The 12,426-nt window shown below is 61.7% G+C and carries 10 protein-coding genes; 2 read left to right on the plus strand and 8 right to left on the minus strand.

The features are described 5' to 3' along the window. Positions 1-64: 64 nt before the first annotated feature. On the minus strand, positions 65-883 hold the full coding sequence (locus E4P09_RS12080; RefSeq protein ID WP_137389842.1) for a chromate resistance protein ChrB domain-containing protein: 819 nt from the start codon (positions 881-883) through the stop codon (positions 65-67). A 274-nt stretch (positions 884-1,157) separates the two neighbouring features. Between E4P09_RS12080 and E4P09_RS12085 the strand changes: the two genes are divergently transcribed. After that, on the plus strand, positions 1,158-2,507 hold the full coding sequence (locus E4P09_RS12085) for a UDP-glucose dehydrogenase family protein (protein ID WP_137389843.1): 1,350 nt from the start codon (positions 1,158-1,160) through the stop codon (positions 2,505-2,507). 51 nt (positions 2,508-2,558) lie between these two features. On the opposite strand, the gene E4P09_RS12090 is transcribed toward E4P09_RS12085, so the two are convergent. The 7 genes from E4P09_RS12090 to E4P09_RS12120 all read right to left on the minus strand — a co-directional run bounded on the left by E4P09_RS12090 (position 2,559) and on the right by E4P09_RS12120 (position 11,507). Further along, positions 2,559-3,770, minus strand: a complete 1,212-nt coding sequence (locus E4P09_RS12090; RefSeq protein WP_170984389.1) for an O-antigen ligase family protein — start codon at positions 3,768-3,770, stop codon at positions 2,559-2,561. Positions 3,771-3,950: 180 nt separating this feature from the next. Beyond that, on the minus strand, positions 3,951-5,414 hold the full coding sequence (locus E4P09_RS12095; RefSeq protein ID WP_170984390.1) for an undecaprenyl-phosphate glucose phosphotransferase: 1,464 nt from the start codon (positions 5,412-5,414) through the stop codon (positions 3,951-3,953). A 54-nt stretch (positions 5,415-5,468) separates the two neighbouring features. Then, positions 5,469-6,167 (minus strand): hypothetical protein, encoded by a 699-nt coding sequence (locus tag E4P09_RS12100; RefSeq protein ID WP_137389846.1) that lies wholly within the window; start codon positions 6,165-6,167, stop codon positions 5,469-5,471. Positions 6,168-6,178: 11 nt separating this feature from the next. Further along, positions 6,179-8,401 (minus strand): GumC family protein, encoded by a 2,223-nt coding sequence (locus E4P09_RS12105; RefSeq protein ID WP_137389847.1) that lies wholly within the window; start codon positions 8,399-8,401, stop codon positions 6,179-6,181. Positions 8,402-8,668: 267 nt separating this feature from the next. Further along, positions 8,669-9,952 carry an outer membrane beta-barrel protein gene (locus E4P09_RS12110; RefSeq protein WP_137389848.1) on the minus strand — a complete coding sequence of 428 codons (1,284 nt, stop codon included), beginning with the start codon at positions 9,950-9,952 and terminating at the stop codon, positions 8,669-8,671. A 61-nt stretch (positions 9,953-10,013) separates the two neighbouring features. Continuing rightward, positions 10,014-10,403 (minus strand): hypothetical protein, encoded by a 390-nt coding sequence (locus tag E4P09_RS12115; protein WP_137389849.1) that lies wholly within the window; start codon positions 10,401-10,403, stop codon positions 10,014-10,016. Positions 10,404-10,904: 501 nt separating this feature from the next. Beyond that, positions 10,905-11,507: a polysaccharide biosynthesis/export family protein gene (locus E4P09_RS12120; protein WP_205042092.1), complete on the minus strand. Its 603-nt coding sequence runs from the start codon at positions 11,505-11,507 to the stop codon at positions 10,905-10,907. A gap of 356 nt (positions 11,508-11,863) precedes the next feature. On the opposite strand from E4P09_RS12120, the gene E4P09_RS12125 reads away from it, so the two are divergent. After that, positions 11,864-12,394 (plus strand): isochorismatase family protein, encoded by a 531-nt coding sequence (locus E4P09_RS12125; protein WP_137389850.1) that lies wholly within the window; start codon positions 11,864-11,866, stop codon positions 12,392-12,394. Positions 12,395-12,426: the final 32 nt, after the last annotated feature.

Here is a 12,426-nt window from a genome sequence, read left to right on the forward strand (position 1 = left end):
CAAAGCATTTTCGAGCGAAGTGGATACCGGTTCGCGTGAAGAAAAAGCGACCAGCGGGAAACGCTTAGAGGGGCTTGAGGGCGGACGGCCAATTGTGGGTCTCGGCAGTTGCGTCGCGGCACCACCGATAAAAGGCGTCGTAAAGCAGCATCCCGGCCTCGAGCTGCCTGAGGTCGTCGCGAAACATGCGCGACAAGCCGAGTGAGGCCGCAAGCAGGCCTGCTGCTTGTGGCGCGAGGTCAAGCCGCGCCGTATCCGCCGCGCGCACGATGGTCGCCAGGCGGTTCAGTGGATCTGAGGCAAGGCCGAACTCCTCGATCATAACGTCGAATGTGCAACGCTCGCCGCGATGGCTCCAGAACACGTTCTCGATGTCGAAAGGCATCGCCCTGAACCGCTCGGCCACCGCTTCCACCTCGGACGCGGCGACGAATAGGAACACCGCCGCCCGGTCGATGAACCGGCGGATGAGCCAGGGACATGCAATGCGATCGATCTTGGGGCGGGTGCGCGTGACCCAGATCGTTCGCCCCATTCTGTCCCTTGGCGGCAGCTTGTCGGGATCGAGAAGCAGCCCGCCCGTGGCGCGCCAAGCTTCGAAACCGCCTTCGAGCGATTCGGCTTTGATCCCCTCATGCAGAAGCCAGGCCGTGACACCTTGGCTCAGCTTCAATCCCTTCTGACACACGACCACGACTTCGCTGCCGGCGAACTCCGTCGCCCAATGGCTGACCATCAGAGGGTCTCGCCGGGTCGCAGCGGGCAGAAGCCGTGGATCTTCATTGAAGTCCTCTGGGGTGCGGACATCGATGATAATCGGGGCGGTCGGCAGGCCCACCAGGCGGGTAAGCTGAGCAGCAGTGATTTCGATCGTTGACGGCATGGCGTCCATCTCGCAAAACGGGAGCATGAACGCGATCTTTGGGCTGCCGCCTCACGGGGTAATCGCGATTAACCCCTTGGCTCTTACGATAATCCGACGGACGCGGCCAGGCAAGATCGCCAACGCCATATTCACCGCCCAGTGCCTGTCTCAGGCGGCTTCAGACGCCTTTGCACCGACCGGCATCTGCACGGCGTAGGGGTTCTCCTCTATTTCGCCGCTGCAGCAAATCGGGTAGGCTGGCCGCCAACGATCCCATCGGGGAGCATCGAATATGAAACTGGTCATGGTGGGTTCCGGCTATGTCGGGCTGGTCTCGGGCGTCTGCTTCGCCGACTTCGGCTTCGACGTAACCTGCGTCGATGTGGACGAGAGCAAAATCGCCCGGCTGGAAACGGGCCAATTGCCGATCTATGAGCCGGGCCTTGATCAATTGCTCGCGGAAAACGTCCAAGCCGGGCGGCTCCGCTTCTCTACCGATCTCGCCGCGGCCGCAGCCAATGCCGATGCAGTATTCATCGCGGTGGGCACACCATCGCGCCGCGGCGATGGCGAGGCCGATCTCAGCTATGTGTTCGAGGCGGCACGGCAGGTCGCCCGCGTCGCCAAACCCGGAACCGTCGTCATCATCAAATCCACAGTGGTTGTTGGCACCTGCCGCAAGGTGAAGGAGATCATTGCCGCCGAGCGGCCAGATCTCGATTTCTCCGTCGCCTCTAATCCGGAATTTCTGCGGGAGGGCTCCGCGATCGAGGATTTCATGCGTCCCGACCGTGTGGTCATCGGCGTGCACGACAAGCGCGGCGAGTCCATTCTGCGCCGCGCCTACCGGCCGCTCTACCTGCGCGACTCTCCCGTGGTCGTCACCACCCTCGAGAATGCCGAGCTCATCAAGTATGCGTCCAATGCCTTCCTGGCGATGAAGGTCACCTTCATCAATGAAGTTGCCGACCTGTGCGAGACCGTGGGCGGCAACGTCCAGGAGGTCGCCAGGGCCATAGGCCTCGATGGACGTATTGGCGCGAAGTTCCTGCATGCCGGACCAGGTTTCGGTGGCTCCTGCTTTCCGAAGGATACCCGCGCCTTCGCCGCCACCGGACAGCGCTACAATGCGCCTCTGCGGCTGATCGAGGCGGTGATCTCGGTGAATGAGGACCGCAAGCGCCGCATGGCAGCACGGATCCTCGAGCAGCTTGGGTCCGATGCGCGCGGCAAGAAGGTGGCCGTGCTCGGGATCGCTTTCAAACCGAACACGGACGATGTGCGCGAGGCGCCGAGCCTCGACATCGTGCCGCGGCTGATCGAGGCGGGGGCAACCGTCGTCGCGCACGATCCGGAGGCTCGGAAACAGGCGCAAGCGGTACTGAAAGGCGTGGTTTGGGCGGAGGATGCCTATGAAGCCGCCGAGGGCGCCGACGTGGTGGCCGTGCTCACCGAGTGGAACGAATACCGCGGTCTCGACCTGAAGCGCCTCGCCAAGGCGATGCGCGGCAATACCCTGGTGGACCTGCGCAATATCTACCGTCCGGAAGACCTCGAAGAGACCGGCCTGTTCTATATCAGCGTCGGGCGTCCGAGCCTGGGAGAACCGCGACGGCAGCAGGCCTCGGTTCAAGCCGTCTGAGAGGAGCGGCCCGCCGGCCGCCCTGCCAGCCCCACGGGGCGCGTGTAGCTCCTATGCAGCGTCGTTCCGGGTCGACCATGACTGCGCCACGCCTACACCCAACAAGGCAGCGTAGGTCATGGCCACGCCGGCCATCTGCAGGCTGAAATCGACCATTGCGTGCAGCCCGACCAGCACCGATACCGTAAAGCCGATCAGCGGCATGTGGCGGCCGCGACGGCGATTGAACGCGCCCACGGCACACATGCCGACCAGCCAAAGCACCGCCAGGAACAGCGCGATAGCCGCGGGAATGCCGAGGCCGAGGATCACTTCGAGATAGGTGTTGTGCGTCTTATCCCACACGCCGATCGCGCTTATGCTCTCGTCCCGATACATCGGGAAAATGTCCTGGAAAGTGCCGTAGCCGGAACCGACCCAGGGGTAATCGCCGATGGCGCGCAGCGTTGCCAGATACACGTTCATCCGCGCCTCCGTTGCGGCATCGACGTCGGCGAAGCGGGCAAGCAGCGCGTCCCCGCCGACGGCGATCCAGTAGCCGGTCACGATGATCAGCGCGGCAAGACCGATCATTCCCGTGACGAAGCCCCGATGCTGGCGGGTTTGCCACAACGCGAAGGCCAGGACCATGGCCACCAGAGTCGAACCGAAGCCTGCGCGGGAATGCGTGAGCAGAAGTGCGCAGAACACCACCAGCAGCGGAAGGGCATACAGCAGGAACTCGCGGCTATTACCCACGAGATGCACCATCCGCTTGCTCCACGGCATTGTTTGGCGATCGGCGAACTCGATCGTAATCCAGCGCATCAGCAGCACGAGCAGTATGACGCAACCCATGCCGACATAAGTCGCGAAGCTGTTGCGGTTGACGAAGGTGGAGGTCAGATCCCCAAGATAGGCCTGCTTGTCATACCATAGAATTTTCTCTGCCCCCCAGGCCCAGAGGATGAGCCCGTAGAGAGCATAGGCCGTTATGGCCCAACCGATCACCTTGACGATCTCCTCGCCGGTGCCGCGGTCGCGCCCGAGCTGCAGGGCAAGCCAGAACACGCCGGCATAGGTCAACAGCCGCATCAATCCCTCGAGCGTGTTGTCGGGATTGATTGAAACGGCCTGCTGGCCCGGAACCGAGAGCGTCTCGGGCACGATCGTCCATAGCGGATGGGCCCATTCCGGCGAAAGCACGGGCAAGGCCTGCACCGCGATCCAGATCGCGACCGCCGTGACCAATATGGCCGACACCGCGATGCGCGAAAACGGCACGGGGAACGCGGTCCGGCTCCGTAGCATAAGTATGGCGTATGCGATGACTAGCAATGCGGTGGCGATGGCATAAGCAGCCCACGCCCATGGCAGATTTCCGCCAAATGGCAGTGGGCTGATGGCGACCAGTGCCATCAGCCCATACGCAATGAACTTGTCCGACAATGGCAACTCTCGCGGTCAGTAGGCTCGGGCGTTCACGAAGCCCTTGAAGACCGTCTTTATCAAGACTTCCAGGTCAAGACTCAATGACCATTTTTCAATGTAGAGCAGATCATATTCCACACGCTTGCGCATCAGCTCCGGATCCTCGGTATTGCCGCGATAGCCATGGATCTGCGCCCAACCGGTCATTCCCGGCTTGACCTTGTGCCGGTTGGCATAGGCCTCGATCAGCTCGCCATAGTATTCGTTGTGAACGATGGCGTGCGGCCGCGGGCCGACCAGCGACATCTCTCCACGGAGGACGTTCCACAGCTGCGGCAGCTCATCGAGGCTGGTCCGGCGCAGGAACGCGCCGACCCGCGTCACGCGCGGATCGTCCGAGGTTGCCTGCTTCACCTGGGGGCCATCCTCCGCAACCGACATGGTCCTGAACTTGAGCACGTTGATCACGCGGTGGTTGAGGCCGTGTCGACGCTGCACGAACAAGACAGGCCCAGGACTGTCCAGCTTGATCGCCACCGCGATGGCAGCGAAGAGCGGCGCCAGCAAGACCAGGAGCACCGCACTCGCGCACCGGTCGAATGCGCTTTTCGCAATGCGGCCCCAATCGTCCATGGGCCGCGCCTGCAGCGAGATCAGCTGGGTTGCCCCCAGGCGGCTGAGGCCACGCGGGGTTACGATGCCCATCAGGTCGCCGGCGAAGACGGAAATATTGACCGGCAGCTGCGAAAGTCGCGTGAGCGCCGTTATGATCCCCTCCTGGGCCGCAAGAGGTAGAGCCAGGATCACGTCGTCCACGCGCGTGCTGCGCGAATGGTTGATCAGCTCGTCCAGGCCAGCTGTATCCCATGTCCCCGCTTCCGTGCACGCATAGGGATAGAAGCCGCTGAGCTTGATCCCCGACTCTTCGCGCATGTGCTTGAGCAGCGGCTGCATCAACTTTTCATCGCCGACCACCACCACATGCCGCGCAAGGGGTCCTGAGTCGAGCAAGTTGCCCAAGGCGCGAACCGCGAGCTTGCGTTCCGTCAGCAGCAGCACGAAAGCGATGACGAACCAGGTGATAGCCCAGCCGCGAGAATAGTCGGACGAAACCTTGACCACATAGCCGACGGCACCGAGGATGAGGAAGCCGACCGCCAGGCCAACGAAGAAGCGCCTGAGATGGCCGGACTGGGAGGCAAACCGGTCGACGTCGTAAAGCTGCTGGCGGCGCAGCGTGATCGAGGTCACCAGCGCGCCAAGCACGCCGACGCCGAGATATCCCCAATCATCGGTGTAACGTTGGCCAAGGTAGAAGTCGATATAGATGTGTTTGGCGACGACTGCCGCGCCAATCACGATGAGCATCTCGACGAACGCGCCGATATCCATCAGGACCTGGCGCGTGACGCCATGCTCTTTCAAGAACGCCAGGACCTGCTGCGACCTGGCGCTGGCCGCAGTCCCCTCGATGCTCCTCTCATGCGCGATAGTCATGTTCATCTCGCGTGCCCACGCCCCAACGCAGCACGCCCCCTCAATGTACCTGGTCTATGATGATGGCCCGCTGATGCGTTTGAGCTCCCGGTCGTATGTCTTCTTCTGACTTTCTGGCCTGCTCTGAGCCTCGGCCTCGATGAGCGCCAGCAGATCTGGCGGTGCGTCATAGGTCAGGCGCGCCAGCGTACGCGGCGGCTGATAGCGTAGCTCGCGCTGCACCATCCCTTTCAACGACGGGTCGAGCTTCGCCCAGTGCGTGACGGCAAAGAGCACTCTCTGGACGCCTACCCACTGTTCCCGCGGCCCGGTCAGATAGGAATTGCGCAGGTAGGCAGCGGCAGCTGGCGAGAACTCGCCGCGCGCGGCCTCGATACGCGCCAGACCGAACCACAGGTCGGGTGCGCCGGGCGCAACCTCCAGACCAGCTTGCATGACCGCGTGAACCTGATCGCGCGATTGATTGGCGCCCGCCCAGTCCTCGGCTGCAGCCTGGAGATCAAACCCTCTCAGCCAGAGCATCGCCAAGCGCTGATACGCATCGCGATCGCCCGGCTGCCAGCTCACGGCGCGCACCGCGGATGCGATGGCTTCGTCCAGCTCGGCCGGTGTCAACGCTGCGTCAGGTGAGGCAGGCGTTGCTGCAAGCGACACCTGCGCCACCAGCCGAGGGACCGCGACCAGCAGTAGGACCAGACCCAGCGCCAATGCCGTAGCAGCTTGAAGATACAGCCATACCGCGCCCCGCCGCATTCCGGCACTCCCTAGTCATTACTGCCGTAATACTGCGGATACTTGCCGTAAGCGGCGCCATAACCATAGGGCGCATAGCTCGCCATCTTGCGCACGTTGACCTTGTTCAGGGCGATGCCGGCAATCTTGTTCGAGCTCGGCCCCAGATTCTTCACCGCCGTCATCACCAGCTCCCGCGGAGTCCTATCCCACTCGATGATGAGAAGGACCGAATCCACGTCCTTGGCCAGCACGCGCGAGTCAACGACTGGGGTCACCGGCGAACTGTCGATCACCACGAGATCGTACTGCTCCCGAGCAAGCCGCAACCAGTCGCGCATCTTGGCGGACTCGAGCACCTCGGCGGTGTTCTGCACCTTGTGCGACGCCGGCAGGAAATGCAGGTTGGTGCTGGGATCCTTCAACAGAACCTGCTCCCGGCTGACCTCTCCCACCAGGAATTCGACCAGGCCAGGATGCTTCTTTGCTTCCTGCCCCAACCACCGGTTGGTCAATGCCGGCGAGCGCAGGTCCGCATCCATGAGCAGGACCTTCATCCCCGTATGAGCGGCGAAGGAAGCCAGGTTGGATGAAAGTGTCGTCTTGCCTTCACCCGGCACGGCGGACGTCACCATCACCACGCGCGGCGGCTGGTCGATATTCGACAGCAGCACCTCCATCTTCAGGGCGCGAATGGCTTCGGCATAGGTGGAGAGCGGTTTGTGCACCGCGAATTTCTCGACCGGGATCGGCCGCCCCTCGCCCTTGAGCTGCGTGGCAGAGATGATCGGCACGGTCGCAAGCGTGGGCAGCTTCAGATAGTCCTCGACTTGGCTGGCGGTCTTGAAGCTGTCGTCGAGATATTCCATCAGGAAGGCCAGTCCAACGCCAATGCCGGTGAACCCGACCAGCGCAATGGCGAGGATCAGCTTCTTGTTCGGAAAGCTCGGGAATGCGGGCGGAGCAGCCTGGGCGATCACACGCGCTTCGGGTGCTTGCAGGGTCTCCTGCTGCGAGACCTCCTTGAAGCGGTTGAGAAACGCTTCATAGAGCGCCCGGTTGGCGTTTGCCTCGCGCTCGAGCTCGCGCAACCTGATGCTGGCCGCCTGGTTCTTTTCGACACCACCCTGCAGTTCGTTCAGGCTGGCATGAAGCGACTGCTCCCGGCTTACCGCGACCTCGTAGTCATTGCGGATGTTCGCGACGATCCGCTGGATCTCGAGATTGATCTGCCGCTCGATATCCGCCCTCTGCGCGCGGATATTGATGACTTGAGGATGCTTGCTGCCATAGCGGGTGGTCAGCTCTGCCTCGCGCCCCGCGATGGCCGACTGCTGCGTTCGGAGTGTGCCAATCACCTCGGAGCGCAGCACCGACTGCAGCGCCTCAACCCGGTTCGAGCCCTGCAGAAGCTGCTCCACGCTGTCTAGGCGCGCCTTCTTCTCGGCAACGTCGGCCCGCGCCAGCACGAGCTGCTCGTTCAGCTGCCCCAGTTGCTGTTCATAGAGATCCTGACCACCCGTGCTGACGAGGTTGTTTTGCTGCTTGTAGAGCTCAACCGCATTCTCGGATGCCTGAACGGTCGTGCGCAGCGCAGCGAGACGATCGTTGAGCCAGTCGGTCGCCAATTTGGTGGCCTGGAACCGCGCCTCCAGCTGGTCGACCAGATACTCACTGGCAAAGGCGTTCGCGATGCGCGCCGCCTTTTCAGGCGATTTGGCCGTGTAGCTTATGGTCAACACATAGGTCCGGCCCTGCCGCTGAACGTCAAGCCCAGCAAGGACTGTGGATGCAAGGGCCGCGCGCTCGGTCGACAGGCCGTCCGACGATGTGGTCTGACTTGGCGACGGTTCGGCTTCTTCGGCCGCGAAAAGGCCGGTGATCGAGCTCCAAAAGGACGAACCCTCGCCGGGCGCAAAATCCGGATCGCGGTCGAGGCGCAGTTTGTCGGCGACGCGCAGTGCCGCGGTCGGCGATTTGATCAGCTCTACCTGGCTGTCAATGGCTGAAGTGTCCGCGCTCAGCCCCGCGAGCACGGCCTCGGCATCCACGATGTTCTTGCTGCGCGTGTCGATTAGAATGCTGGCCGTAGCCGTGTAGAGGGGAGTCGCCACCAGCAGGTAAAGCGTGACCAGAGCAAACCCGACGGCAACGGTTCCCACGATGAGGCGCCAACGCCGCAACAGCGCACGGCCAATCTCGCGAAGATCGATCTCCGTATCCTCGACGCGAGGCAAGTCGGCCTTCATCAGCATCTATCAGGCTCTCCCGCAGATGACTGCGCTAGGCAATCATCCCGCTCATGCACTCCACGAACCGCCTACGTCATGACCGCCCGGCCTCGATCTCCGGCTCGCTTCCGCCAACGTGAGGGCCGCGGCGAGCAAGCCAATCGCCCCGAAGGCCGACCCGGGATCTGCTCGAAGGATGACGATCTCATTTGCGGGTCACGGCAACCGCGGCACCTAGCCGGGACCAACACAACCCACGCGCGGACAAGAAGAATCAGCTCCTAATCCGCCTCAGAACCGCGCCTTCAAGCCTATACCCGCGTAGTTTCGCGTATAATCATAGGTAGCGAAGTTCGAATTTCTGTCTTTGTACTCATAGAACAGACTCGCGGAAAACATCCGATTGATCAGGTAATCCGCGTTGATCCCCGTCTCGACCACATTGTCCTTGCGGCCGCTGCCTTCATAATCGCTATGAATGTAGCTAATGTAAGGCGAAAGGATCAGATTCCTCAAAAGCTCGTAATCGAGCGTCAGCGCAAGCACCGTATCCAGGCGGCCGGAAGCACCGGTCTGAATGGTTTCAGCCACGCGCCGTTCCGCCAGGGCGGTAAAGGTCATGAGCCCTGTGGGGTTGTAGACCAATGCGCCGCGCATGGCCCAGGCATCGATGTCCTTCAGACCCTTTTTGTCATAGTCCTGGACAAGGTAGCCGGCGCCGAACTCGCCGTGGATCAGGGCCGTCACGTCCATCTCCACGCCGGCAAGCGCCATGAAGCCGTCGGAACTCCGCCCGTACCCGTCCTTGTTGTAGTCGCGCGTGTTGCCCTCAAGCAGCCCGAACACCGCATAGCCGGGCGAGAACTCATATCCCCATTTCGTGCCAAGCGTATAGGTCTGCCCGTCACGGTAATGCTGCTTCAGCGTGCCGCCACCGGTGGCAGGAACGTTTTCGTAGCTGATCGTCGCGACCGTACCGGTGACGGAGCCGGTCAGCCGATTGAACCGCTTCTGAAGCGTCGTTCCCGCTTCGAACAAATTATAGGGCACCGGTTCCAACGCATTGCTGGGCGCCTCCAGCGAACCCGGCCGCTCGTGGCCGCGCTCTGCCCTGGCATAGCCGAGCATCTGCAGGTTCTCGGCAAAGTCGAGGCGCCACTGCGCGACCCCCCGAGCATCGAAGCGGTCCTGCCGCGTTTCCTTGAAGTAGTTGTAGTTGTCGAAGTCGAACCGAAAATTCAGGGCATGCCGCGGAAAATTGGAAAGCGCGAGCAGGCCACCGTTGACGACGTTGGCACCATCAGTGATTGCGTTCTTGGGCGTCGCATAGACGTTGTCGTCGTAGACAACCGTATCCGCCAGCCAAGGATAGAGGAAATAGGTGCCGATCCGGCCGCCGACCGGGTCATACTCCTCGTGTCGACGGTTCCGGACGGCCTCTGCTTCAGCGGGGCTCTTCGTAACGACCGTGCCTCTATAGAGCTCAGACACTGTCTGTGCAGCAACTGGGCTGGCCGCTCCGAGGCCAGCCAGCAGCACGGCACCACAGGCGGCCAGCGGATGACAGTGCTTCATTGCCCGTCCAGCATTACTGTTCGACGGCTACTTAGAGCAGAACACCGGAACAACGGTCAGCTCAGTTGGGGCTGACCGCTCTACGGATGAGTGCAACAAGGGCGCGAATGGAGTTACGCACGGCCTCCCTGTCGCGGTCCCGCACCGCTTCCCTCAGGTCGCCGATAATGTCGCGGATCTCACCCGGGTTCACCCGCGCGGCGCCTAGCCTTGCGGAGGCCGACGGACTGGACGGTGAAGACAGGGCGGCTGTTTGGACGCCGCGGCTGCTGCGCCCAGCCACACGGTCTGTAGAGAAGACCGAGTCCGTGCCGAAAGAGGTAGGCTTGCCACCGAACTGGCCGAAGTTGCTCAGTGCAAAAATTCTCGGCGTGGCCGCAGAGGCCTCGGTTGCAGACACGGCCAACACACTGCCTACCGCAATGCCCACCACGAGAAACGAATTTCGCATTCCTTTGAACATCCCGCTCACTCCTGCGTTCGGATGAAGCGCCCAGACGGCCCAGCTTCGAGGAATGAGAATGCCAACCCCGCCATTCTCAAACTTGCGGAAAGGTTTACGGATTCAGACAGCCCCGTCAAGAGCAAATAATCCCATTCCAGGCATATCGGCCCCGCGGTGAGGCGTTCTTGCACAAGTTCCTATACGAATGATTAATGCTTCGCCGACGGAGCATACAATCCACGATGCGTGCCTGCTGGAGAACTGCGCGGCTATATTGATAATTTGAACAAGACCATGCGCATTCGGAACGCCTCTCCTAAGAACGCGCAAAGTCTAAACTGGTTTTTTGCTTCAGCCCGGGAAAATCTAGCCTGGAAATTCTCCACCACTTTAACATCAAACATAAACCAGAATTGCCGCGGCAAGAATGGGGCGGACCATTCCGTTTTTGCAGCGCAGCAAAGCCTGCCCCAAAACGTGGTCTGGAAAGCAGGCTTGCCAGGCTCGTCAGAAGAATCTTTCCGCGATGCGGATGGTGTCGCCCGGGAGGATTTCGATCGGGCGGTCCAGATTGTAGGATTGCTCAGTGGTCGCGTTGGCACGGCGGATATAAGCGACGGTTGTATTTGCGCGATACGTGTAGCCGCCAGCCTTGGCCACCGCCGCCTGCAATGTCAGGCCGTTCGTGTATGGATACTCGCCGGCGGACTTCACTTCCCCATGAATGTAGAAGGGCCGGTAATTGAGAACCTCAACGCTCACGCTCGGATTGCGGAGATAACCATCTCGCAACTTTGCCGCTATCCGTTCCTCGACCTCTCTCGCCGTAAGACCATTTGCGTTGATCTGCCCCACCAGCGGCAGGGAAAACGAGCCGCTCGCATCCAGCTCGAACTCGCCCGAGAGATCATTCTCGCCGAAAACGATCACCCGCAGCTTGTCGCCCGACCCCAGGCGGTAGGAGGGAACGTTCGCCTCCCCGGGCGACACGCTCGCCGGTGTCGCCGTTGTCGCCGGCTGGTAGGCAACCGGGCTGTTCCCGGTGGTCGTGCAGGCAACAAGACCTGCGGAAAGCAAAATTGCAGCGCTTACTTGATGGATCCCGCTCAACCTCAAGCTCCTCGCAAGGTGCTGATGCATACCTGCGTGCTTCATTGCCTCGATCGCAACGCGAACAAGATCGACGGGGAATTGTGTCCTCAATAAGGAGGAATCAGCCCGCCTGTCCCATCGCGCCCTAAGGGAACATGAAAGCGTGCCAAGTGCAACACTCGTGGGAGGACATTCTGCCACGGTCCGGCCGCATCGCGAAGACCTTTCCCAGACCGGGGCGCCTTTTGCATTGGGTGTCGGAAATCTGCATCGCAGATGCAGTTAGGGACCGCGTGCATGGCAATATTGATTTTGGCTTGCGGTCCGAGCAACAGCAGCGACAATTCCGGACGAGGAACCGTGAGGCCTGACCCATGCCCCTGCTCGACCGCTCCCGCTCGCTGCTCCTGCTGATCGACTTTCAGGAGAGGCTCATGCCCGTCATCGATCAGAGCGGAGCCGTGATAGCCAATGCCGTGCGATTGCTCAAAGCGGCACGCCTGCTCGACGTGCCCGCGCTGCGCACGGAACAGAACCCGCGTGGGCTCGGCCCAACCCTGCCGGAACTCGCAGGCAATGAAATGGTGGTCGAGAAGGTGAGCTTTGCAGCCTGCCCCGCCACCGGATTTGCCGAGGCGCTCGGCAACCGCGAGCAGATCGTGCTGTCTGGCTGCGAAGCGCATATCTGTGTCGCGCAGACGGCCTTAGGCCTGCGAGCGCAAGGGCGCGAGGTATTCGTGGTGCGTGATGCGGTCGGCTCCCGCCGGGCAGAGTCGAAGGAAACCGCGCTGGTCCGCCTCGCCGCCAACGGCGTCGAAATCGTCACCACGGAAATGGTGCTGTTCGAATGGCTGGCCACCTCCGCCGATCCGCAATTCAAAGCAGTATCGGCTCTGATCAGGTGAACGGAGGGGCCATCGCCAAGCCGCCGCGGAAA

The sequence above is a fragment of the Rhodoligotrophos defluvii genome, assembly GCF_005281615.1.
Taxonomy (GTDB): Bacteria; Pseudomonadota; Alphaproteobacteria; order Rhizobiales; family Im1; genus Rhodoligotrophos; species Rhodoligotrophos defluvii.